Below are 23,314 nucleotides of genomic sequence, written 5' to 3'. Positions count from 1 at the left end.
ACAAAATTCAATAGCCCCAGTCTACCGCTTTTCTAGGAGCACGCCAATAAGGCGATGAGAGATTTATTAAAATTCGCATCAGCATGACCCGAAAATTAATTCGGTCGAGAGCTGATTATTCGACAAAATTATAGTAAAACACTCGAATATTTTTATATTGTTCGGATTTCATGCGGCTAATTTTGCCGGCCACCCCAGCCATGCTTGGTAAAACCGGCTTGGCGAGGCGGGGTATATGCTATAATAGTCACAACTTTGCCGCGAAAGGGCGATTTCGGTGCTGAAGAAACTGCATTTCCTCGATTACTACATCCTAGTTCCTTATTTGGTTTTGTGTGCCATCGGCGTCGTGATGGTTTATTCAGCCAGTGCTTACTGGATTCAAACCCAGTATCACATGGCCGATTACAGCTACATGGTCAAGCAGCTGGTGTTTGTGCTACTAGGGCTGCTTTTAACCTGCTTTTTCTACTACTTTAAATTGTCGATGCTGCGGCATCCGCGCGTGCAACTGGTGATGTGGGTCGTGTTGTTTGCCATGCTCGTTTACCTGCTAGCCTTTGGGAAAAGTGTTAACGGCGCTTCGGCCTGGATTCCGCTCGGGCCGATTCACTTGCAACCGACTGAATTTGCCAAGTTGGGCATCGTCATCTACCTGGCCTATATGTTTACCCAACGCCAAGAAATCATGCGCCGGCCTGATTTCTCAGTGAAACAGCTGAGTAAACCGCTGATCTTGGTGGGTGTCTGTATCATGTTGGTGGTGCTGGAACCTGATGTTGGGGGGATGGCGATTTTGGCCGGCATTACGCTGGTGATGTTGGCCGCTAGTGGCATCTCACTGCGCTACGGGGTGACCGGGGCTGGCGTGTTGGCCGCGTTAATTGCCGCGCTGTATTGGGTGCTGGCCAATGTGCAGCTACCAGGCTGGTTGACCAAATACTATCAGGTGAAGCGGTTGGAAGCGGCGGTCCATCCCTTTGCCCAGAGCAAGCACGCCGGCCTGCAGGTGGTGAATTCGCTGCTCGCCATTAATCATGGCGGCTTTTGGGGCGTAGGGTTAGGCAATGGCACGCAAAAACTTGGCTACTTGCCCGAGCCGCAAACCGACTTTATCTTGGCCGTGATTGCCGAGGAACTGGGGCTAGTCGGCGTCATCGTGGTGCTGGGGCTGATTTTCTTTATGATTATGCGTTTTTTCCTGATTGGCATCCGCACCAAAAATACTTATTACTCCTTGCTCGCTTATGGGATTGCGACCATGATGCTGATTCAAACCCTCTTCAACGTTGGAGCGGTGAGCGGCGTGCTGCCTGTCACCGGGGTCACGTTACCATTCGTCTCTTATGGCGGCTCCAGTATGTTGGTCTTAGCCATCTGTGTAGGCATTATGCTGAATATTTCTGCCAGTGAAAAGCAGCTGAAAGAAAGGACGTTGACACATGCGTAAGGTGCTCGTAGCAAACCGCGGCGAAATCGCGGTGCGGATTTTTCGTGCTAGTGAAGAACTCGGCCTCAAAACAGTGGGGATTTTCGCCAAGGAAGATGAATTGAACATTCATCGGTTCAAGGCGCAGGAAAGCTACCAAGTCGGTGCCGGCGAAGGCCCGATTGCGGCTTATCTCGACATGGATGATATCATTCGCATTGCCAAAATCAGTGGTGCGGATGCCATTCACCCCGGCTATGGCTTACTGTCGGAAAATGCGACTTTTGCCCGCAAAGTCGAGGCGGCTGGTCTCACCTTTGTTGGTCCGCGGCCTGAGCTGCTGGAGATGTTTGGCGATAAAGTGGCGGCCAAAAAAGCCGCCGTGGCCGCTGGGTTGCAAACCATTCCTGGCATGACCACGCCGACGCGGGACTTTGCTGACATCTTGGCCTTTACCCAAGAACATGGCTTTCCCATCATGCTGAAAGCGGCCAGTGGCGGTGGCGGTAAAGGGATGCGCATTGTGCATACCGAATCCGAGCTGAAGCAGGTCTATCAAAATGCCGTGAACGAAGCGGTGTCAAGTTTTGGCGACGACCGCATGTACGTTGAGCGTTATCTGAAGGATGCCAAACATATTGAAGTCCAAATTTTAGGCGACCACTATGGTAACATGCTGCACCTGTTCGAGCGGGATTGCTCGGTGCAGCGCCGCAATCAAAAGGTGATTGAAATTGCGCCGGCAGTTGGGCTGGCGCCGGCTTTGCGGGCAGCCATTTGCGAGGCGGCGGTCCAGTTGATGGCCAGTGTGCACTATGACAATGCCGCGACGGTTGAATTCTTGGTGGAAGGCGACAAGTTCTATTTCATCGAAGTCAACCCGCGGGTGCAGGTGGAGCACACCATCACCGAACTCATCACCGATGTCGATATCGTGCAGTCCCAGTTGCGCATTGCCGCTGGGGAAGACATGTTCAAGGATATCGGTTTGCCCCACCAAGCGGATCTGACCTACCGCGGCGCGGCCATTCAGTGCCGCATTACGACGGAAGATCCTACCAACCACTTCATGCCCGATACCGGCACCATCACGACGTATCGCTCCCCAGGGGGCAACGGCGTGCGGCTGGATGTCGGCAACGCTTATGCCGGAGCAGTGATCAGCCCGTTTTATGATTCACTGCTGGTGAAAACTTCCGTCCATTCTGGTACTTACCTCGGCGCTGTGGCCAAAATGCAGCGCGCGTTGAGCGAATTCCGCATTAGTGGGGTCAAAACCAACCTGGCTTTTCTGCTGAATGTCTTGGAAAGTGCGCCATTCCGGAGCGGCGCTGCCACCACCACCTTTATCGACGACACGCCAAGCTTGTTTAAACTGCGGCCGGTGGAAAGCCGCACCGTGCAGCTGATGACGTATATCGGTAACACCACGGTTAATGGCTTCCCTGGGGTTCATCAACACTCGCAAAAGCTGCTGGCAGATTTTGACTATCAATCCCGGTTCCCAGCAACGACGCCCGCCACAGATTTGGTGGCGCTACTGCATGATGGCGGGCCGGCAGCGGTGACCGCCTGGGTGAGTGCGCAAAAGCGGGTGCTGCTCACCGATACCACGTTGCGCGACGGCCACCAAAGCTTATTCGCCACGCGGATGCGGACGCGGGATATGGTACGCATCGCACCAGACTTAGGCAATGCGCTGCCGAACTTGTTCTCCGCAGAAATGTGGGGCGGCGCCACTTTTGATGTGGCTTATCGCTTCTTAACGGAAGATCCTTGGACGCGGCTTGATCAGCTGCGTGAGCTGATGCCTCATACACTGCTGCAAATGCTGTTTCGCGGCAGCAATGCGGTCGGTTATCAGAATTACCCGGATAATGTCATCAAAAAGTTCATCGAAACCGCCGCGGCCCATGGCATCGATGTCTTTCGCATTTTTGATTCACTGAATTGGGTGCCGCAGTTGACCCATTCGATTGATGCGGTCAAAACCACCGGCAAGCTGGCGGAGGGAACCATGTGCTACACCGGCGATATTCTGGCTAGCACGCATCCGAAATACAGCCTTAAGTATTATGTTGATCTCGCCAAAGAACTGGTCAACGCCGGCGCCGACATCCTGGCGATTAAGGATATGGCGGGTCTGCTCAAGCCGCAAGCCGCTTATGAACTGGTTGCCGCCTTGAAAGACGCGGTGAGCGTGCCGATTCACCTGCACACCCATGACACCACAGGGAATGGTATTGCTACTTATGGTCAAGCCATTGCCGCCGGGGTCGATATTGTTGATGTGGCCCAGTCCGCCTTTTCCGGCACCACCAGCCAGCCAAGCATGGAAAGTCTGTATTACGCCTTGGCGAATGACCCGCGGCAACCCGACTTAGACGTGCAAGCCGCCGAGAAACTGAACCAGTATTTCGAACAAGTGCGGCCGTACTATGCCGATTTTGCCAATGGCGTCACCGGGCCGCTGACGGATATTTACACGGTGCAGATGCCAGGGGGCCAGTACAGCAACTTGCAGCAGCAAGCCCAGAGCATGGATCTGAACGACTTTGAGGCCGTAAAGGCAATGTATGCCCAGGTCAACGAGCTGTTCGGCGATATTGTCAAAGTCACCCCATCTTCTAAGGTGGTCGGCGATATGACCTTGTTTATGCTGCAAAACCAGTTGACGCCGCAGGATGTGCTGGACCATGGCGAAACCATGGACTTTCCGGCTTCAGTGGTCGACTTTTTCAAAGGCGACCTCGGTCAACCGGTTGGCGGCTTCCCTAAGCAGCTGCAGGCCAAGATTCTCAAAGGCCAGGCGCCGCTCACTGAACGGCCTGGCGCGCTGGCCGCGCCTGTGGACTTTGAAGCGGTCCGCAGCCGCATCAGCAAAGGCGCAGTCGCCTCAGATGCGCAAGTCCTGAGTGCGATCTTGTACCCTGAGGTCTACGACCAGTATGTCCAAAATCGGGAGCAATATGGACCCGTCACGGCTTTGGATAGTCAAACCTACTTCCAAGGGATGCGCACCGGGGAACGCATTGCCATTGATATTCGCCCAGGGCTTCAGGTCATTGTTCAACTTGATGCCATTTCCGAGCCCGATGCCAGCGGTAAACGCACGCTGTACTTCACCGTTAACGGCCAAAAGCGGGAAGTGCAAATTCTGGACAACCATGTTCAGCATCAAGCCAGCGCGCTACGCATGGCCGAGCCAACGGATCCAGAGCAAATTGGCGCGCCAATGGGTGGCCGACTGCTCAGCGTTGAAGTGGCGGTGGGTGATCAAGTGACGCAAGGCGACCCGCTGTTTGTCACTGAAGCGATGAAGATGGAAACCACCGTGCACGCGCCGTTCACTGGCACCGTAAAGCACTTATATGCCGCGGCAGGCGATATGATCGAAACCGGCGAACTGCTGGCCAAATTGAAGCAAACCGCCCCGGCGGCATTGGATTAAGTCATCAATAAAAAAGGAGGCGAGCAGATGTTCACAATCACCCCGCGCCAAGGGCTGGTGGTTTGGGTCTACTCACTCAGGCAAAGTAAAGCGCTCCGCCATTATGGCACTATCATCTATACGTCGAAGCGCATGAAATATGTTTACCTGTATCTTGATCAGGCGGATCTGACGGAAACCATGGCCAAGCTGAAAAAATTACGCTTCGTCAAAGCCGTTAGTCCATCCCAGAAACCATTTTTGGCGACTGAGTACAGCGGCGAAACCAGCCTGGCAGCGCTAGAAGATGACGAGGACGATGACGCCCCAACGGAGGCCAACCATGCGCGTGATTAGTGGCGCTTTTCGTGGTCGGCGGTTGGTCGCTGTGGCGGGTAATGCCACCCGGCCCACTGCTGATAAAGTCAAAGAGTCCATGTTCAACATGCTCGGTCCGTATTTTGATGGGGGCGAGGCGTTGGACTTGTATGCCGGGACTGGCGCGTTGGGCATTGAAGCGGTGTCACGCGGGATGGCGCATGCCACCTTGGTCGATAAGGCGTATCCGGCGATCAAAGTCATTCAGCAAAATGTGGCCTTGACCCGTGCTGAGGACCAATTCACCGTGCTGAAAGCCCCAGTTGAGCGCGCGCTGGCCAGCTTGGCCACAGCGCACCAGCAGTTTGACTTGGTGATGGTGGATCCGCCTTATGCCAAGCAGGCCGCTTTGACGCAGCTGCAGGAGCTGGTTGACCTGAATTTGGTCAAGCCTGGCGGGCTGGTGATGTTTGAAACCGGCATGGATGTGGTTTACCCCGCGGCCATCGCCGGTTTCACCATTTTGCGCCGCCAAACTTATGCCGTAGCGCAGGTGTTAATTTTGAAGCGAAACGAGGCGTAATCCGTGACGAAAATCGCATTATTTCCAGGGAGTTTTGATCCCTTTACGAATGGTCATTTGAACTTAGTCACGCGGGCGGCAGGCTTGTTTGATCAGGTGATTGTAGCGGTGATGACCAACACCAGCAAAAAGCCGCTATTTACCGGTGAAGAAAAACTAGCCTTGATTACGGCGGCAACGCAAAGTTTGCCCAATGTCACAGTCACGGCAGCGCCGCGGCTGCTGACGGTGGCGTATGCCCAGCAGCTCGGTGCCACCGTGTTGGTGCGCGGCGTCCGTGATACCAAAGATTTTAGTTACGAAACGGATATCGCGGACATGAACCAAACGCTGGCGCCAGCCGTGGAAACCGTGTTACTGCTGGCGGACAAGCAGTATCGGTATCTGTCTTCCAGCCTGATTAAGGAAGTAGCGCAATTTGGCGGAGATGTCAGCAGCTTGCTACCAAGCAATGTGAATGCTGCCTTGAAACAAAAGCTGGCAGGTGATGGCCATGAAACGCAGCCGCAATAAACGCCGGCTTTGGCTCTGGCTGGGAAGCCTGGCGGCGGTCTTACTGGCTTTGGGGTTGGTCTTTTTCCCGACCAATTATTATGCAGAAGTACCAGGCTCGGCTGAATCGCTGAAGCCATACGTCAAAGTCTCAGGCCATCCGGATACTGCTAAAGGGAGCTATATGTTGACTACGGTTGGCATTGTGGGCCCAGCGTCCCCAGCGGTTTTGCTTTGGGCCAAAATGCAGCCGTACTCGGAGATTCTGTCCAAGCGGGATTTGATGGGCGATGATGATTCAGCTGAATACAATTTGCTCCAAAAGCTGTACATCGAAAGCGCGGCCAATGGTGCCATTGAAGCGGCCTTTAAAACTGCTGGCCAGCCGGCGACTCTCAATCACCTCGGCATTTATGTGATGTCGATTTTAGCCGGTTCGCCGTTCAAAGGCCAACTCAAACTGGGGGATACCATCACCGCCTTGGATGGCAAGCACTATGCCTCTGCTGACGCCTATGTCAAAGCCATCAGCGCTCGCAAAGTGGGCAGTAGCTTGACCTTGACGTATCTGCGCAAAGGCAAACAGCACCAAGCCACTGGCAAACTGATGCGGCTGCCAGGCACCCACAAAGCCGGCATCGGCATTACCTTGACGGAACATACTACGTTGACCACCAAACCCAAGGTCACGATTGACGCCGGCGAAATTGGCGGCCCTAGCGCAGGCTTGATGTTTGCTGTTCAGGTTTACACCCAGCTGACCGGTCAAAATCTCCGGCACGGTCAAAAAATTGCCGGCACCGGCACCATTGATGGCGCTGGCACGGTCGGTCAAATCGGCGGCATCGACAAGAAGGTTTACATGGCGAATCAGGAAGGCGCTAAGGTGTTCTTCGCGCCTGATCAACCGGCGACTAAAGCCCTGTTGAAAGCTGATCCCAGCTACGAAAATAATTATGCCGTGGCCAAACGCACGGCCAAAGCGCTCAAAACCAAGATGAAAATCGTGCCAGTCAAAACGTTAAAGGACGCCTTGACCTATCTGCAGGCTGATTTGAGTCAACCATAGTTTCAAGCTACGCCGCTTTCTTTCGGGAGAGCGGCGCTTTGAGTTTGCGAAATCTCTTCTTGGAGGTGAGCAAATGACAACGGCGAAAGCGTGGCTGCAGGAATACTGGTATGTGCCACTGGTGGTGCTGGTGCTAGGCGGATTCTTTTGGTGGCAAAGTCGCCAGCCAGTGGCCATTGAACCGGTGCCGGTTGCTAGTAGTGTCAGTGTCAGTAGCACGACGGCTAGCAGTATGAGTAGTGAGTCCGCGAAAAGTGGCTTTGTGCATATTAAAGGCGCCGTTGCCAATCCGGGCTTGTACCCAGTGACTGGCACCACGCGCTGGCAGGCGGTGGTGGAGGCGGCAGGCGGCTTGACAGCAGACGCGGATGTGACAGCGATTAATTTGGCCAAAATTGCCGTTGATCAAGAAAGTTTATACATCCCAGTTCAAGGCGAATCAATTCCGGCGGGGACAAGCGGCACCACGGCTAATCCAACGGCGGCCAGTGGCACCGCGCTGGTTAATCTGAACACGGCCAGCGAAGCTGAATTGCAGACCCTAAGTGGCATCGGTCCGGCCAAGGCGGCGGATATCATTGCCTACCGCGAAACCAGCGGCGGTTTCAAAAGCGTTGAGGATTTGATGAATGTCAGCGGCATTGGTGAAAAGACTTATGAGCGCCTGGCGCCTTTGGTCACCGTGGGGCCATGAGTCGGCGCGGGCTCTTTTGGCTGACCAGTTTTCTGGCTGGCCTGTTGCTGGTGATTGGGCCGGCGGTGGTGGGGGTATTGCTGCTGACCTGGACCGGGTTTAAGGCTTATCAGCTCACCCGGTGGCCGTTGGCAGTGTGTTTCGCGTGCGGTTTGCTGTGGGGGCAGCGGACAGCAACTTTAACCGCGGCACCGCCCAAGCCCAGCGGCGTGGCCACGGTCATGCCCACGGCTTGGACGGTCAGCAATGGTTTAGCTTATTACACCGGGCGCGCCGGTAATGTGCCGATTAGTGGCAGTGTCACAGTGGATGAGGACCAAGCAACGCTGTTAGCTGGCCTGACGATGCCCGCGGAGGTGAGCTGGACCGGTGAGTTAACGCGTCTCACCGGGGCGCGCAACTTATTTGAGTTCGACTACGCAACTTACGCTTGGCAACAGCAGCAGTTGGCCTGGCAAAGCCCCAAGCAAGCACTACAGATTACCATTCGCCAGCCTCGCGGTATCATTGAATGGCTGTATCATGTTCGCGCAAGCGTGATGCAACGCTTAAAGCTGCTGCGTCCTCGTACCCAGGCTTATGCGAAAGGCTTGCTGCTAGGGGTGGTGGACTCTGATTTTGATGAGCAACGGGAAACTTTTGTCACGCTGGGCATTTTTCATTTATTCTCGGTGTCTGGGTTGCACCTGTATGCCTTGATTGGGGCCCTTTATTGGTTCACTGACCGTTTGCGCTTGCCCAAGGAAGGCGTGGATTGGGCGCTGCTGGGGCTCTTGCCAACGCTGCTGATTTTGATTCCCCCAGCGGCGGGGATTATGCGGGCGGTGTGGCTGCGGATGGTGGCCATGCTGAACCGGCGCTTGGGGTGGCAGCTGTCAGGGCTAGATTGTTTCAGCTTGGTGCTTGGGCTCAACTTGTTGGTTCAGCCATATGTGCTGCATACCATGGGCGGTCAGTTGACGTATTTGCTGTGCTTAGGCCTCATTTTGCTGCCAGCCAATCGCTGGGGGCTGACTTGGCGGCTGGTGCTCCTGAGTACGCCAGTGGTGCTGGCGCATACTTATCGGTTTCACTTGCTTGCCGCAGGGTTCAGTTATCTCTTGATGCCCCTGTTTGAAGTGGGGTTGATGCCCGTGCTGGTAATCATGGTTCTGTGGCCGCAGCTACCTGGTGGGGCACTAATTGAAACGACCATCAAAACGCTGGAGGCCGGACTGACGCAGTTGGCCCGCTTGCCTGGCGAAGTGATTTTTGGGGCCGTGCCATGGGCCTGGGCCTTGGCTGGAGTGCTACTGATTTTGATTGGCTTGGCGACGCACCACTGGTGGCCGCTGGTGAGCTGGGCAGTGTTGGCTTGGTTAGTGGTGAATATGCATCCGGAGACACGGGTGACCATGTTCGACGTCGGCCAAGGCGATGCGATTTTGATTGAAGCACCGTTCAAGCAAGGCACCATCCTGATCGATACGGGCGGCCGGGGTTTTGGGACGGTGCGCAACCCTCCGGCGAAGCGGGCCATTGTGAATTACCTGCACGCGCGGGGCATTGATCACCTCGATATACTCGTGTTGACACACGCAGACGCCGACCATGTGGGGGATGCTGGCTTGCTCACGCAGCTGATGCCGGTGCGGACTTTGGTCACCACGCCGCTGGCGGCTGATCATGCCTACATGCAAGCCGCTATGACCGGGCAAGTCACGCAGCAGCGGACGGTGTTGGCCGGCCAAACCCTTACCCAAGGGCCGTTGCAGCTACAAGTAGTGGCGCCAAACGATGCCTCAGCCGCCGAGAAAAACGCGGACTCAATCGTGCTGTATGGTAAGATAGGAGACGGCAATTGGCTTTTCACCGGCGATGCGGATGCTGGCGTGGAAACGCGCGAGCTGATGCCCCAGGCGCTTGCGGTCGATTATTTGAAGGTTGGCCACCATGGCTCGAAAACCTCGAGTGATCCTGCGTTCATCGCCCAAATCGCCCCGCAGCTGGCGCTGATTTCAGCCGGGGTCGCTAATCGCTACGGCCACCCGAATGCGGAGACATTAACCACCTTCGCTAACGCGCAAGTGCCTTGGCTGAATACGGCCAGCAGTGGCATGATTTGGCTAGATTTTACGGTTAACAGCCATACCGTGCATCAATTTTTATTGGAGGGACAGTCGCAATGACCGTACAGGAACTGATTCAACAACTTAAAACCGGCAACCTGCCGCGGTTAGTGCTACTCATGGGGACCGAGCAGATTCTGCTTGATCAAGCGTTGACCGCCCTGAAGCAGGTGATCCCTCCTGATCAGCAAACCATGAATCTCGCCACCTATGACATGCGGCAAACCGAAGTGGGGGTGGCGCTAGATGATGCTACCTCGCCGCCATTTTTCGGCGACTGGCGTGAAGTCATTATCACCGATCCGTATTTTTTGACGGGGGAAAATCCTAAAACCACCTTGAATCAAGACGTAGATGGACTGACGACTTATTTTCAGCACCCTGTTGATTCAACTTTAATGGTGATTGTTGCCGCTTATGAGAAGCTGGATGCCCGCAAAAACGTGGTGAAGGCGCTGAAAAAAGCGGCGCTGGTGGTGGATGTGGCGCCGCTGGATGCCCGGGCAGCTCAACAGGCTGTGAAACGGGCCTTGGCCAAGCAAAAAATTGACGTTGCCCCAGCTGCCCTTGAGGCTTTTGCCCAACGCAGCGGCGGCGACTACACCGCGATGATGCATGAATTGCCGAAACTGAAACTCTATGCTGGCGGCGGTGCCAGTTTGGATGTGGCAGCCATTGACCAGCTCGTGCCGAAGCAGCTGACCGATCGCGTGTTTGACCTAGTGGATGCGGTGGTGCGCAAACAGCCTGACCGCGCCTTGAAACTGTACCGCGACCTGCTACTCCAGAAAGAAGAGCCGATTGCGTTAAATGCCTTGATGGTCGGCCAGTTTCGGTTGCTGCTGCAAGTGAAAATTCTAGCCACCAAAGGCTACAGCCAAGGTAACATTCAGCAAACGTTAAAGGTGCATCCTTTTCGCATCAAAAAGGCACTCCAGGAAAGCCGGCCAGTGCCGTTGACCACACTGGCCCGCGCCTACAAAGGCCTAGTGGAAACTGAAACGGCCATGAAAACTGGGCGTGTGGATAAGGCGTTGGCCTTTGAACTATTTGTTTTGCAGTACACGAGTAATCAGCCCATTACGGTAGGGCAATAGCCACTAGCTAACTGCTAGTGGTTTTTGATTCAGGCGCGCAAAAAGCGCCTCGGCAGTAGCCGAAGCGCGGAAATAAAAAAACCTGCCACTGGCAGGTTTTGCTTACTTGTTCAAAAGTGCGGCAAGACGGCTCTTATCGCGGCCGGCCTTGTTCTTGTGGATCAGGTGCTTTGATGCAGCCATGTCCAAGGCGCGAGTAGCTTCCTTGTACAAGTCCTGCGCGTTGTCAGCGCCGGCGGCAGCAGCGGCACGGAACTTCTTCACGGTTGTACGCATATCGCTCTTTTGCGAGATGTTACGTTGGCGAGAAGCCTCTTGCGTCTTAACGCGCTTGATTGCTTGTTTGATTTGTGGCATGAATTTCACCTCCGGGCTGAGATTTGTAATGCGAATTATTGTTTCAACAGATAGCATTATACCGAAGGCCCAGCTGCAATGCAATAAAAACTTGTAAAGGAAAAATCCTTGATAGCAGTGAAAAAACTTGCATCTAAGCCTTGCGTACGGTAAAGTAATTGAGTGATTTGAACCTGATACTTAGCTTAGCGGTTCACCGCGCTTCCCTCAGTTTCAGGCAATTATGAAAACGAAAGGTGGAATTTTCCATGGCAATCACAAAAGAACAAAAAGATGCGATCATCAAGCAATACGCCCGCAAAGACGGCGACACTGGCTCACCAGAGGTCCAGATTGCGCTGCTCACTGCCGACATCAAGAACTTGACGGACCACATGTCTAAGCACAAGAAGGACTATCACTCTTACGTGGGTGAAATGAAGAAGATCGGCCAACGCCGTAACTTGCTTCGCTACCTTCGCAACAAGGACATTAACCGCTACCGTGAACTGATCCAAAGCCTCGGCCTGCGTCGTTAATTTCAATTTGCAAAATAAAACACATCGCTGCGGCGGTGTGTTTTTTTGTGCCGTTTTAACGACATTCGTAATGGGTGTTGCTGTGTCTTCATGAATGATTTCAATGTGAAACAGCCGAATTGAACAAGCAAGATCGGGGTGCATTGGCGTAAGGAAGTCGAATAGAAGAGAGAATATCAATGTAGGGCTGGGAAGCCGGAGCAGAAATGGCTCAGTGGTGAAATTGTTCTTAGCCAACGGGTTAGTTGGCTTAGAACAAGCCGCGACTTTGAGACTCGGAGAGGCTCAAAGCGCTGGCCACCACGTTCCAGCCATTTCTGCGGAGGCAGCCCTGCCCGGCAGTTAAAACCATTCAAGTCACTCGACCACGAACGATACCTCGTCGCTGCCTGCTGGCTAGAATAGGTATTTCACTGCCTGTGTGGTACACTGTTAAAAGGAATAATTCGTTGCCAAGCGATTGGCGAAAGAACCTAATCTAATTTAACGAGGTGCTCACATGAGTAAAATCAAAGTGGTCGCACTCGGCGGCGTGCGTGAGAACGGTAAAAATATGTACGCCATCGAAGTAGACGACCAAATTTTCGTTGCCGATTTTGGGCTGAAATACCCAGACAACGAACTGCTTGGAATCGATGTTGTGATTCCTGATCTCACTTACCTAGAGGAAAATGCCGATAAAATCGCCGGTATCTTTCTGACTCACGGCCACGCCGACGCGATTGGTGCGCTGCCGTATTTTGTCAGCGAACATCCAGTGCCAGTCTTTGGCTCTGAGCTGACCATTGCGATGGCCAAGCTTAATATGACCGCCAGCCCGAAAGCTAAGAAATTCCGCGACTTCCATGTCATTACTGAAAAATCGGTGATTGATTTCGGCAAGATCAAGGTTTCCTTCTTCCCGACGACCCACAGCATTCCTGGGAGCTTAGGGATTGTCATTGAAACGCCGAACGGGTCGATCGTTTACACCGGGGACTTCAAGTTTGACCAAAGTGCCTCCCCGAAGTACCACACGGACCTGTCGCGCTTAGCCAAAATCGGTGACCGCAAAGTGTTAGCGTTGCTGTCTGATTCCAACAATGCTGAATCGCCATACCGCAGCGCCAGCGAACACGAAATTTACGATCATATCACTGAGACCTTCCGCTACCATGAAGGCCGGGTGATTGTCGCCAGTGTCGCCAATAACATTCAGCGCATCCAGCAGGTCATCAATGCCGCAGCGGCCAACAACCGCCGGGTGGTTTTGACGGGCCGCGAAGTGGAGCGGGTGGTGAAAACTGCCATTCGGCTCAAGGATATCGTGCTACCAGACGAAGGCATCATTGCCACCACCAAAGAGCTGAAAACTATGAAGCCGGAAGAAACCGTGGTGCTTGAAACTGGTCGCATGGGCGAACCGTTGAAGTCACTGCAGCGGATGGCCACCAATAAGCATCGGCTGGTGCACATTCACGAAGGCGACCTGGTTTATATCACCACCACCATTTCACATGCCATGGAAACGATGGCCGCCCGCACGCGGGATATGATTTATCGCGCTGGTGGTGAAGTCAAGGCCATCTCAGAAGACATCCACGCCAGCGGCCATGCCAACAAGGACGACTTGCAGTTGATGATCAACTTGCTGCGGCCGCGCTTCGTCATTCCCGTGGAAGGCGAGTATCGTCTGCTGGAAGCCCATGCCGAGATTGCTAAGGATGCCGGTATTCCTGCCGAGAATGTCATCATTCCGAACGTCGGCGACATCATCAGCTACGAAAAAGGTAAGATGCACATCTCGGGTCATGTTGATGCCGGTAATACCATGATTGACGGGATCGGCGTCGGCGACATCGGTAACATCGTTTTGCGTGACCGCAAGATGCTGGCGGAAGATGGGATTTTCATTGCGGTGGTCACCATCGACCGCAAAAAGAAGAAAATCGTGGCCAAGCCGAAAATTCAAAGCCGCGGGTTCGTTTACATGAAGACCTCGCGCGACCTGCTGAACGAAAGCGGCGAACTCGTGGCCAAAACCGTGCAAAAGCAACTCGACAACAAGTCCTTTGACTGGAGCACCTTGAAGCAGGCGGTGCGCGATGATTTGAGCCGGTTCTTGTTTGACCACACCAAGCGGCGGCCCGTGATTTTGCCGGTCATCATGGAAGTTAATCAGAATAGTGCCAAACGGCAGTAGCCGTGCAAACCTGGAGCCTAGCTTCAGGTTTTTTCTATGCTTGTAAGCAGCCAAGCCGGATATTTTTTTCTGAGGAAAACATTGGTATGATGGTAACCAAAGGGGAGTGAAGCGCATGGGAAAAATCGTGCCTTTGCCAAATAGTGGCAGCCGCCATATGAGCCTTGGCGTTTCTGCCTTGCAAAAGCAGAACTATGCCAGTGCCGTGGCGCATTTAGAAAAGGCGTATAAGGAAACGCCGGTGTTTGAAGTGGCCCGGCCACTGGTCAAAGCACTGGTGGGGTTGCATCAAAGCAGCGAAGCGTTGCCTTACGTCAGTGAGTATATGGAAGATTTCTTAGCTGGTGATAGCACCACCAAGTTGTTGTTTGAAGTGTTGTTGGACTTACCTGATTACCGGTTCGCCTGGGCGGTGTTGCACCATGTTGAGAGCAGCAAAGCCCCAGCCTTTGAGCAGCAAATCACGGCGGCGGAAACGGCTGATTTAGCCGCGCATGGGGATGAGATTGCGGACCTGGCCCGGCGGTTGCGCCATCTGGGTGGGTTGAGTCCGCATGAGCAGGAGCAGTTGATTCAGCAACTTGGCCGCTTACCGAAAACCAAAATCATCGAGGCGGCTAAGCCCAATCTGATTGATCCAGATGTCCATCCCGCCATTCGCGTCAGCTTACTGGATGCGCTGACGGCGGTTGGGGAAACAACGCCAGTCCAAGTGACGAGCTACCAGACGACGGCTGCAGTCATTCCCAGTGCGCTGCCTGGCGTGATGAATGATCCGACCATGCTACAGGTGCTGAATCAAATCCAGCTCCAAGTGGGCTTGGCTGATCCCGAGCTAATGAAGGCCACCGTGGAAACGTTGCGCTTTGAATTAGGTTACCTTTATCCCTTTATTGGGGAGGCTGTACCAGAGCCCAAGCATTTTGCCGCCAGTTACCTTAACCGCGACCGCCCTGAGGTGACCGCCGAGGAGCACGCCTTGTTTGACTGGTTAGGGACGCAGACCCAGGCCTTGACCGACCTTAGTTGAGCAGTTGAACAGTGGCCGGAACGACTCAAAAGACGTGTAAAGCAAAAAAACTTGACTAGGATGGTTTACAAAACCGGGGGTTCTCGGTATAATCATTTTCGGAATTCATTTCCAGCCAAAATATTGTTTTGGTATTTTGGCGTGAATGTAGTAAGATAGAACGTAAAGGATTACGGGCGGCTTTGCCTGTGTCTTTACGAAAATATACAGGAGGTTCGTTTTTTCATGGCTGAAAAAGAACACTATGAACGCACTAAGCCCCACGTAAACATTGGTACGATTGGGCACGTTGACCACGGTAAGACTACTTTGACCGCGGCTATCACCAAGGTACTTTCCGAAAAGGGCCTCGCTAAGGCGCAGGACTACGCATCAATCGATGCTGCCCCAGAAGAAAAGGAACGTGGCATCACGATCAACACCGCCCACGTTGAATACGAAACCGAAAAGCGTCACTATGCGCATATCGATGCCCCAGGGCACGCGGACTACGTTAAGAACATGATCACCGGCGCTGCTCAGATGGATGGTGCGATCTTGGTTGTTGCGGCTACTGATGGCCCAATGCCACAGACCCGTGAACACATCCTGCTGGCTCGTCAGGTTGGTGTTGACTACATCGTTGTCTTCCTGAACAAGACCGACTTGGTTGACGATGACGAATTGATCGACTTGGTTGAAATGGAAGTTCGTGAACTTCTGTCCGAATACGATTTCCCTGGTGACGATATTCCTGTTATCCGTGGTTCAGCCCTCAAGGCACTTGAAGGCGACAAGGAACAAGAAAAGGTTATCGAAGAACTCATGGACACCGTTGATGAATACATCCCAACGCCAGTTCGTGATACCGACAAGCCTTTCTTGATGCCTGTTGAAGACGTCTTCACCATTACTGGTCGTGGGACGGTTGCTTCTGGTCGTATCGACCGTGGGACCGTTAAGATCGGTGACGAAGTCGAAATCGTTGGTCTGAAGGACGAAGTTCTGAAGTCCACCGTTACCGGCCTTGAAATGTTCCGTAAGACCCTTGACTTGGGTGAAGCCGGCGATAACGTTGGTGTTCTGCTTCGTGGGGTTAACCGCGACCAAGTTGTTCGTGGTCAGGTCCTGGCAAAGCCAGGTTCCATCCAGACCCACAAGAAGTTCAAGGGCGAAGTTTATATCCTGACGAAGGAAGAAGGCGGCCGTCACACGCCATTCTTCTCCAACTACCGTCCTCAGTTCTACTTCCACACCACTGACGTTACCGGTGTGATTGAACTGCCAGAAGGTGTTGAAATGGTTATGCCTGGCGACAACGTTACGTTCGAAGTCGACATGATCGCGCCAGTTGCTCTTGAAAAAGGTACGAAGTTCACCGTTCGTGAAGGTGGCCGTACTGTTGGTGCCGGGGTCGTTTCTGAAATCCTCGACTAATTCAACCTTTAACAGCGTTTCGCTTCGGCGAAGCGCTGTTTTTGCTTATTAAAATGAAATGTGTTCAACTTAAAACAAATAAGATGAGTTTTACTTAACCCTGGTAGACCGGTACCATGAAGTTATCGTAAGAAACGAAAGGACGCGGTCACATGAAGTTTGCCAGTCGAGTTGCCACCACCATGCAGTCAGGGTTAGATGAACTCTTTACTGCCCCAGATCCGGAGCTCATCTCGTTTGCCGGTGGGTATCCTGATGCCACCATGTTTCCCCAAGCGGCACTGCAGGGAGCATTTGCTCAGGCCACTGAAGAATCGGCCGCTTTTCAATATGGCGATAGTTGGGGCTTGCCGCGGTTGCGCAGACACATTGCCCAGTGGCTACAAAAAGATGGCATTCCCGCCACGGCGCAGGATGTGCTTTTGACCCAAGGGGCGCAGCAAGGCATTGATCTCGCAGCCAAAATGCTGCTTAATCCTGGTGATGGCCTCGTGGTCGAGGCGCCGACGTACCTTGGGGCGTTGGCCGCGTTCAACGCTTATGAACCGCAGTACTATGAGGTGCCGATGGCCGCCGATGGTATGGATCTAGGCGCGCTGCAAAAGATTTTGATGACTCACAAGATCAAAATGATTTATACCGTGCCGGACTTTCAAAATCCGACTGGCGCGGTGATGTCTTTGGCCAAACGTAAAGCCCTGATTGCTTTGGCCAATCAGTATGACGTCATCATTTTGGAGGACGGGCCGTACCGCTGGCTGCGGTATCAAGGCGAGTCGCTGCCACCGCTGAAGCATTTTGACACGCAAGGGCGGGTGATTTTTCTCGGTAGTATGTCCAAAATTCTGGCGCCGAGCTTGCGCCTAGGTTGGATGGTTGCCGCCCCGAAGCTTCTAGAGGCGGCAGCGGCGTTACGCGGGGCTAGTGATGTCGAATCGAGTCAGTTGGTTCATCGCGCCGTGGCGCTGTACCTGGAGCAAAATGATTTTGATGCTCATCTGGACCAACTCCGCCAGTGCTATGGCGCCAAGCTCAAGCTGATGCATCATGCCATCAGTGCCCAACTACCAGCAGGGTATCAACTGAGTCAGCCGGCAGGCGGATTTTTCCTGTGGTTGACGGCACCGGCTGGCGTGGATATGACGGCTCTACAGGCACAGCGGCTGGCCCCGGCGCATGTGAGTGTCGTGCCGAGTAAAAACCTCACGCCTTCGCATCAGTTGCTCAATGGCGCGCGTTTGACCTTCGCCGCACCACCAACCGCCAAGATTGAACCGGGCAGTGCCCGCTTGACCGCCGCCTTGGCGGCCACTGCGACGGCCCAGGCCCATCGTGCTTAGCGTTAATACCGGCTTGGTGCCGGTTTTTTTGTGGAGAATTTGACCATAGCCACTGCGAAAATTGACCGCTGGCCAGGTTGAAGTTTGCTACAATGAGACATGAAAACGTCACCACAGGAGGTCTTTATGCTTCAACTTGTTGCAGTGGATATGGATGGTACTTTTTTGCGCTCTGATCAGGATTATGATCGCGCCCGTTTTGCTAGGGTGCATCAAATGCTAAACAATCACGGCGTGCGCTTCGTGGTCGCTAGTGGTAATCAGTATTATCAGCTGAGAAGCTTCTTCCAAGATTACCCGGAAACGATTTATGTGGCCGAAAATGGGGCCTACATCCGCGATGAAACGCAAACCTATGCGGTGCACACCTTTACGCCAGCAGAAACGGCTAAGATTACCGCCATTCTGACCAGCCATCCCGAATTGAAAATCGTCGCATGCGGCGTGAAAAGCGGGTATGTCCGCGCCAGCGAAGGCGATGCCTTCATCACCAATACCAGGCGCTACTACCACCGGCTGGCAGTGCAGCCAACCCTTGAGGTGACGGATGATGACATTCTCAAGTTTGGGATGAACTTTCCGCCTGAACGCACCGAGGAATTTCTGCAGGTGCTTGGCGAAGAACTCAGGGGCTTGGCGGTGGCGACTTCCAGTGGCCATGGTGATATTGATATTATTCAGCCCGGCCGGCATAAAGCCGCTGGGCTGGCTGAACTGGGCCAGGTGCTCAATATTCCCCTCGCAAATATGGCGGCGTTTGGGGACGGGGGCAACGACCTCGAAATGATCAAGGAAGTTGGCTTAGGCGTGGCAATGGCCAACGCCCAACCTGCAGTCAAGCAAGCGGCAGATGCTCAGACTGTCGATAATAACGCGCAAGGCGTGCTGGCGTTTCTCGAAGATTATTTTAAAGATTAAGCATGGCGCCGCGGGAGACGCGGCGTTTTTGAATGAGGCGAGGACATGAAGACGTTATATTTGATGCGGCATGGGGAAACGTTATTTAATCAATTGCGACGCATTCAAGGCTGGTGTGATTCACCCTTGACCGCCAGAGGCATTGGCCAAGCCTTGGCCGCCAGCCAGTGGTTTGCAGCGCAGGGCATTACGCTGGATGAGGCCTATTGTTCCACGGCAGAGCGGGCTGCCGACACGTTGGAGTTGGTCACCAAACTGCCTTATCAACGCAAAAAAGGCTTGCGCGAGCATGGCTTTGGCCAATTTGAAGGCCAACCGGAATATCTGAACCCGACGCCGCCCTATGGGGACTTTTTCGTGCCTTGGGGCGGGGAAAGCGATGCCCAGCTTGAAGCGCGCATCACCCAAACCATCGATACCATCATGGAACAAGCTACCGGGGCCAATATTTTAGTGGTGTCACATGCTGGGGCGTGCCACACATTTTTGCAGCATTATGCACCCAATCAGCTGCATCAGCGCTTGCCGAATGCAGGAATTATCATCTTTGATTACGCGCAAGGAGACTTTAAGCTCCGCCAGATTGTTGACCCGGAAAATGCCCAGGCGTGATTGTGACGTAAAGTTTTTTTACTTGTCAGCCCGCGTTGCGTTTACAAATGCGGGTTTTTCGCGTATGATATGAAAAGTATGCAATACGAATAACATAATTTAGTCGGAGGGATATCATGGCTGCAAATTGGGAAAAGAAGGGCGACACAGACGGCGTCCTGACTTTTGAAATCGCACAAGATAAGATCAAAGAAGGTCTGGACAAAGCGTTCAACCGCGTTAAGAAGAACCTGAACATTCCAGGTTTCCGGAAGGGCCACGTGTCTCGCACCGTGTTCGACCGCATGTATGGCGAAGCGGCATTGTACGAAGATGCCTTGAACATTGTTTTGCCAGACGCTTACGATGCTGCTATCGCTGAAGCCGGCATCAATGCCGTTGACCAGCCAAAAATCGACATCGACAGCATGGACGAAGGCAAGCCTTGGGTGATCAAGGCAACCGTGACCGTGGCGCCAGAAGTAACGCTGGGCGACTACAAGGGCATCACTGTTGACAAGCAGGACCGCACCATTAGCGATGCTGACGTTGATGCTGAACTGACCAAGAAGCAGGAAAGCCAAGCCGAACTGGTGCTCAAGGAAGACGGCGCCGCTGAAAAAGGCGACACGTTGACCATTGATTATGTCGGCACTGTTGACGGCAAGGAATTCGATGGCGGCTCCGCCAAGAACTATGCCTTGGAATTAGGTTCAAACTCCTTCATTCCTGGTTTTGAAGATCAGCTGATTGGCGCCAAGGCTGGCGATGAGGTCACCGTTAAGGTTACCTTCCCAGAAGATTACCAAGCCAAGGATTTGGCCGGCAAGGATGCCGAATTCAAGACCACCGTTCACGAAATCAAGAGCAAGGAATTGCCTGCCTTGGATGATGATTTTGCCAAGGATCTGGACGACGAAGACGTTGAAACCCTGGAAGAACTGAAGCTGAAGATCAAGTCTGACTTGCAAGCCAAGAAGGACGAAGAAGCAGACGATGCCATTCAGGAACAGGCGATTGCTAAGGTCGTTGACAACGCCACGATCCCGGCTATTCCCCAAGCCATGATTGACACCGAAGTGGACAACCAGATGAACCAATACTTGGGTTCCATGCAGCAACAGGGCATCGACCCAAAGATGTACTACCAGCTGACTGGTACTTCCGAAGCCGACCTGAAGAAGCAATTTGCTTCTAACGCTGAAAGCCGCGTCAAGACCAACTTGGTGCTTGAAGCTGTCGTTAAAGCAGAAAAGATCGAACCAACCGAAGACCAAGTTAAGGGTGAAATTAAGCGCTTGGCTGGCGAATACAACATGGAAGAAAAGGCCGTTCGTCGCGCCTTGACCGATGACATGTTGAAACATGATATCGGCGTTCAAGATGCCATCACGGTCATCACCGACTCAGTTAAGGAATCTGCCCCAAAAGCAGCTGACAAAGCCGATGCCGATAAGGAAGACGCTGACAAGTAACCTTGTGTCACGCAATGGCACTCCTCCGCTTTAGGGGGAGTGCTTTTTGCATCTTGGAGGCAATATGATAAGAATCATGCGCTTATTCGTCCGCTTAGTCGGCGGCCCAGAAAAACGTGCGCTTTTGATGATGCTCAGTGGCGTGGCGCTATTCCTCCTGGCGCGCCGGCGTCAATGGCGCCCAACCGCCCGCAAATTGCTGCTGACCTTGGCCGCAGCCGTGGTGGCGGCAGGAATACTGATTTTAGTGATGGGGTATTAAGCTGTTTTGATGTGAACACCCACAAAAACAGTCATCTCTTGCTGACTTGGGCACGGACAAGGATGTGGCCATAATCGGATACGGCAGGGGCGGCTAACCGGAGCAGAAAGGGGCTCAGTGGTGAAGTTGTTCTTAGCCGGTGGTCTTTACTGTTAGATTAAGCCGCGACTTTGAGACTCGCAGAGGCTCAAAGCGCTGGCCACCACGTTCCAGCCCCTGGCTGCGGAGGTTGGCCGACCCAGCAGCGTGGCATAGTCGCGATGCGGTCGGCAACGTCCGAGCGATTAGCTACGCACCAAGCCTCGCCATCAAAGAGCGATGGCAGTGCTTGGCGCTAGGCTACTCGTCGGACTAAGCCCGCCGACCTCCGCAGCCTGGTTGCGCTGCGCTGAACCAACGCCCGAGCAGCTAGCTACAGACTGAGCCTCGAAGCCAAGCCCAGGCTTCAATGCTCAGTCTTAGGCTATCTGTCGGGCTAAGTGCGGTTCAGCTCCGCAGCCTAGTTTTTGACAAACCCGGTTTTGTTGTGCTACGCTGTTGCGGTTTGACTAGGCATGGTGCCGCGGTTTTGGTATCATGAAGGTAACAAGAAGGGGTTGAAGATTAATGTTTGACAACGTTGAAACCACCGGTCCGGTGACCTGCTCATTTTGCGGGAAATCCCAAGATCAGGTGAAGAAAATCGTTGCTGGCCCTGGGGTTTATATTTGCAATGAATGTATCGACCTCTGCAAGGAAATCATCGACGAAGAATTCAAGGCTGACGCCGCTTCCAACATGTTGGAAGTACCAAAGCCAATCGACATTTTGAGCATTTTGAATGACTATGTAATCGGTCAAGATGCCGCTAAAAAAGCGCTCGCGGTGGCGGTTTATAACCACTACAAGCGGGTTAACCAGATGGAAGTCGCTGACAAAGGCGACACCGAGCTGCAAAAGTCTAACATCGCGTTGATCGGACCAACTGGGTCAGGGAAGACCTTCTTGGCCCAGAGTTTGGCGCGGATTTTGAATGTGCCATTTGCCATCGCGGATGCCACCACCTTGACTGAAGCGGGTTATGTCGGTGAAGACGTCGAGAACATTTTGCTCAAGTTGCTCCAAAACGCCGACTATGACGTAGAGCGGGCCGAAAAGGGCATCATCTACATCGACGAAATCGACAAAATCGCCAAGAAGTCTGAGAACGTGTCCATCACCCGTGATGTTTCTGGGGAAGGCGTGCAGCAAGCCTTGCTGAAGATTTTGGAAGGCACGATTGCCAACGTGCCACCGCAGGGCGGGCGTAAGCATCCCCAGCAGGAGTTCATCCAAATCGACACCACGAACATTTTGTTCATTGTTGGCGGGGCGTTTGACGGCATCGAAGGCATCGTCAAGAACCGCCTCGGTGAAAAGACCATTGGCTTCGGCAAGAATTCAGACAACACCGAAGTTGATGAGCAGAAGTCACTGATGCAGCAAATCGTGCCGGAAGATTTGATGAAGTTCGGAATCATCCCTGAATTCATCGGCCGGATTCCGATTATTGCGTCCCTTGAGAAGTTGACGGAAGATGATTTGGTCCGGATTTTGACTGAACCGAAGAACGCCTTGGTCAAGCAGTATCAAAAGCTGCTGTCGCTGGATGACACTAAGCTCGAGTTCACCCAAGGCGCACTGCATGCGATTGCCCATAAGGCGATTGTGCGCGACACCGGGGCCCGTGGTTTGCGGAGCATCATTGAAGCAGTGATGCAAGATATGATGTTCACGCTGCCAAGTGAACCAGATGTGGTTAAGGCAGTCGTGACCAAAGCGGCGGTTGAAGGCACCGGCAAGCCGGAGCTGATCAAAGCCGACGATCGGAAAGCCTCATAAACTTGAAATAAGCTAGGCCAAGCTGATGATCAGCTTGGCCTTTTTTGATGGAATCATTTTTGCCACTGGCTTGTTTACTGATGCAGGCGCCCCTTTTTTCGGCGGGTATGATACACTTAATGGCGAAAGATTTTAGGAGGTCACC

The 23,314-nt window shown here is 53.4% G+C and carries 20 protein-coding genes; 19 read left to right on the top strand and 1 reads right to left on the bottom strand.

What is annotated here, in order from left to right; genetic code table 11:
* Window positions 1-280 precede the first annotated feature (280 nt).
* The 9 genes from JUF11_RS05860 to holA all read left to right on the top strand — a co-directional run bounded on the left by JUF11_RS05860 (window position 281) and on the right by holA (window position 11,220).
* On the top strand, window positions 281-1,450 hold the full coding sequence (locus tag JUF11_RS05860; protein WP_204118781.1) for an FtsW/RodA/SpoVE family cell cycle protein: 1,170 nt from the start codon (window positions 281-283) through the stop codon (window positions 1,448-1,450).
* Window positions 1,443-4,880, top strand: coding sequence for a pyruvate carboxylase (locus tag JUF11_RS05855; protein ID WP_204118768.1), 3,438 nt, complete (start codon window positions 1,443-1,445; stop codon window positions 4,878-4,880). The genes JUF11_RS05860 and JUF11_RS05855 overlap by 8 nt, the downstream gene beginning before the upstream one ends.
* Before the next feature lie 27 nt (window positions 4,881-4,907).
* Window positions 4,908-5,216 (top strand): YlbG family protein, encoded by a 309-nt coding sequence (locus tag JUF11_RS05850; protein ID WP_204118767.1) that lies wholly within the window; start codon window positions 4,908-4,910, stop codon window positions 5,214-5,216.
* Window positions 5,203-5,760, top strand: coding sequence for a 16S rRNA (guanine(966)-N(2))-methyltransferase RsmD (gene rsmD / locus JUF11_RS05845; protein WP_204118766.1), 558 nt, complete (start codon window positions 5,203-5,205; stop codon window positions 5,758-5,760). The genes JUF11_RS05850 and rsmD overlap by 14 nt, the downstream gene beginning before the upstream one ends.
* Before the next feature lie 3 nt (window positions 5,761-5,763).
* Window positions 5,764-6,273, top strand: a complete 510-nt coding sequence (coaD, locus tag JUF11_RS05840; RefSeq protein ID WP_204118765.1) for a pantetheine-phosphate adenylyltransferase — start codon at window positions 5,764-5,766, stop codon at window positions 6,271-6,273.
* On the top strand, window positions 6,245-7,321 hold the full coding sequence (locus JUF11_RS05835; protein ID WP_204118764.1) for a SepM family pheromone-processing serine protease: 1,077 nt from the start codon (window positions 6,245-6,247) through the stop codon (window positions 7,319-7,321). Before coaD ends, JUF11_RS05835 begins: the two co-directional genes overlap by 29 nt.
* A 73-nt stretch (window positions 7,322-7,394) precedes the next feature.
* Window positions 7,395-8,015, top strand: a complete 621-nt coding sequence (locus JUF11_RS05830) for a helix-hairpin-helix domain-containing protein (protein ID WP_204118763.1) — start codon at window positions 7,395-7,397, stop codon at window positions 8,013-8,015.
* Window positions 8,012-10,183 carry a DNA internalization-related competence protein ComEC/Rec2 gene (locus tag JUF11_RS05825; RefSeq protein WP_204118762.1) on the top strand — a complete coding sequence of 724 codons (2,172 nt, stop codon included), beginning with the start codon at window positions 8,012-8,014 and terminating at the stop codon, window positions 10,181-10,183. The genes JUF11_RS05830 and JUF11_RS05825 overlap by 4 nt, the downstream gene beginning before the upstream one ends.
* Window positions 10,180-11,220, top strand: a complete 1,041-nt coding sequence (gene holA / locus JUF11_RS05820; protein WP_204118761.1) for a DNA polymerase III subunit delta — start codon at window positions 10,180-10,182, stop codon at window positions 11,218-11,220. Before JUF11_RS05825 ends, holA begins: the two co-directional genes overlap by 4 nt.
* A gap of 102 nt (window positions 11,221-11,322) precedes the next feature.
* Here holA and rpsT read toward each other — a convergent pair whose 3' ends face one another.
* The gene (rpsT, locus tag JUF11_RS05815; RefSeq protein WP_125582876.1) at window positions 11,323-11,577 is read right to left on the bottom strand and encodes a 30S ribosomal protein S20; all 255 of its coding nucleotides are present in this window, start codon (window positions 11,575-11,577) and stop codon (window positions 11,323-11,325) included.
* Window positions 11,578-11,825: 248 nt separating this feature from the next.
* Between rpsT and rpsO the strand changes: the two genes are divergently transcribed.
* The 10 genes from rpsO to clpX all read left to right on the top strand — a co-directional run bounded on the left by rpsO (window position 11,826) and on the right by clpX (window position 23,169).
* Window positions 11,826-12,095 (top strand): 30S ribosomal protein S15, encoded by a 270-nt coding sequence (gene rpsO / locus JUF11_RS05810; protein ID WP_125582878.1) that lies wholly within the window; start codon window positions 11,826-11,828, stop codon window positions 12,093-12,095.
* A 499-nt stretch (window positions 12,096-12,594) separates the two neighbouring features.
* On the top strand, window positions 12,595-14,277 hold the full coding sequence (locus JUF11_RS05805; protein WP_204118760.1) for a ribonuclease J: 1,683 nt from the start codon (window positions 12,595-12,597) through the stop codon (window positions 14,275-14,277).
* A 115-nt stretch (window positions 14,278-14,392) separates the two neighbouring features.
* Entirely contained in the window at window positions 14,393-15,307 is a 915-nt protein-coding gene (locus JUF11_RS05800; protein WP_204118759.1) for a hypothetical protein, read from the top strand.
* 225 nt (window positions 15,308-15,532) lie between these two features.
* Complete coding sequence (tuf, locus tag JUF11_RS05795) at window positions 15,533-16,723, top strand: elongation factor Tu (RefSeq protein ID WP_203633885.1); 1,191 nt, start codon at window positions 15,533-15,535, stop codon at window positions 16,721-16,723.
* Window positions 16,724-16,875: 152 nt separating this feature from the next.
* Window positions 16,876-18,063: an aminotransferase-like domain-containing protein gene (locus tag JUF11_RS05790; protein ID WP_204118758.1), complete on the top strand. Its 1,188-nt coding sequence runs from the start codon at window positions 16,876-16,878 to the stop codon at window positions 18,061-18,063.
* A 126-nt stretch (window positions 18,064-18,189) separates the two neighbouring features.
* Window positions 18,190-18,981 (top strand): Cof-type HAD-IIB family hydrolase, encoded by a 792-nt coding sequence (locus tag JUF11_RS05785; RefSeq protein WP_204118757.1) that lies wholly within the window; start codon window positions 18,190-18,192, stop codon window positions 18,979-18,981.
* A gap of 45 nt (window positions 18,982-19,026) precedes the next feature.
* Window positions 19,027-19,593: a histidine phosphatase family protein gene (locus JUF11_RS05780; RefSeq protein ID WP_236000450.1), complete on the top strand. Its 567-nt coding sequence runs from the start codon at window positions 19,027-19,029 to the stop codon at window positions 19,591-19,593.
* Between the two features lie 116 nt (window positions 19,594-19,709).
* Complete coding sequence (tig, locus tag JUF11_RS05775; protein WP_204118756.1) at window positions 19,710-21,047, top strand: trigger factor; 1,338 nt, start codon at window positions 19,710-19,712, stop codon at window positions 21,045-21,047.
* 64 nt (window positions 21,048-21,111) lie between these two features.
* Entirely contained in the window at window positions 21,112-21,309 is a 198-nt protein-coding gene (locus tag JUF11_RS05770) for a hypothetical protein (protein ID WP_204118755.1), read from the top strand.
* Window positions 21,310-21,915: 606 nt separating this feature from the next.
* Complete coding sequence (clpX, locus tag JUF11_RS05765; protein ID WP_204118754.1) at window positions 21,916-23,169, top strand: ATP-dependent Clp protease ATP-binding subunit ClpX; 1,254 nt, start codon at window positions 21,916-21,918, stop codon at window positions 23,167-23,169.
* The last annotated feature ends 145 nt before the right edge of the window (window positions 23,170-23,314 follow it).

It is taken from the genome of Lacticaseibacillus suilingensis (assembly GCF_016861845.1).
GTDB lineage: Bacteria > Bacillota > Bacilli > Lactobacillales > Lactobacillaceae > Lacticaseibacillus > Lacticaseibacillus suilingensis.
Note: the sequence above shows the minus strand (reverse complement) of the source record. Positions and strands in the feature narration are given on the sequence as shown.

Excerpts from the sequence above, each read along its gene's own strand:
- JUF11_RS05855 (WP_204118768.1), top strand. The coding sequence starts at position 1,443 with ATGCGTAAGGTGCTCGTAGCAAACCGCGGCGAAATCGCGGTGCGGATT.
- JUF11_RS05850 (WP_204118767.1), top strand. The coding sequence starts at position 4,908 with ATGTTCACAATCACCCCGCGCCAAGGGCTGGTGGTTTGGGTCTACTCA.
- rsmD (WP_204118766.1), top strand. The coding sequence starts at position 5,203 with ATGCGCGTGATTAGTGGCGCTTTTCGTGGTCGGCGGTTGGTCGCTGTG.
- JUF11_RS05830 (WP_204118763.1), top strand. The coding sequence starts at position 7,395 with ATGACAACGGCGAAAGCGTGGCTGCAGGAATACTGGTATGTGCCACTG.
- JUF11_RS05825 (WP_204118762.1), top strand. The coding sequence starts at position 8,012 with ATGAGTCGGCGCGGGCTCTTTTGGCTGACCAGTTTTCTGGCTGGCCTG.
- holA (WP_204118761.1), top strand. The coding sequence starts at position 10,180 with ATGACCGTACAGGAACTGATTCAACAACTTAAAACCGGCAACCTGCCG.
- rpsT (WP_125582876.1), bottom strand. The coding sequence starts at position 11,577 with ATGCCACAAATCAAACAAGCAATCAAGCGCGTTAAGACGCAAGAGGCT.
- rpsO (WP_125582878.1), top strand. The coding sequence starts at position 11,826 with ATGGCAATCACAAAAGAACAAAAAGATGCGATCATCAAGCAATACGCC.
- JUF11_RS05805 (WP_204118760.1), top strand. The coding sequence starts at position 12,595 with ATGAGTAAAATCAAAGTGGTCGCACTCGGCGGCGTGCGTGAGAACGGT.
- JUF11_RS05800 (WP_204118759.1), top strand. The coding sequence starts at position 14,393 with ATGGGAAAAATCGTGCCTTTGCCAAATAGTGGCAGCCGCCATATGAGC.
- tuf (WP_203633885.1), top strand. The coding sequence starts at position 15,533 with ATGGCTGAAAAAGAACACTATGAACGCACTAAGCCCCACGTAAACATT.
- JUF11_RS05790 (WP_204118758.1), top strand. The coding sequence starts at position 16,876 with ATGAAGTTTGCCAGTCGAGTTGCCACCACCATGCAGTCAGGGTTAGAT.
- JUF11_RS05785 (WP_204118757.1), top strand. The coding sequence starts at position 18,190 with ATGCTTCAACTTGTTGCAGTGGATATGGATGGTACTTTTTTGCGCTCT.
- JUF11_RS05780 (WP_236000450.1), top strand. The coding sequence starts at position 19,027 with ATGAAGACGTTATATTTGATGCGGCATGGGGAAACGTTATTTAATCAA.
- tig (WP_204118756.1), top strand. The coding sequence starts at position 19,710 with ATGGCTGCAAATTGGGAAAAGAAGGGCGACACAGACGGCGTCCTGACT.
- JUF11_RS05770 (WP_204118755.1), top strand. The coding sequence starts at position 21,112 with ATGATAAGAATCATGCGCTTATTCGTCCGCTTAGTCGGCGGCCCAGAA.
- clpX (WP_204118754.1), top strand. The coding sequence starts at position 21,916 with ATGTTTGACAACGTTGAAACCACCGGTCCGGTGACCTGCTCATTTTGC.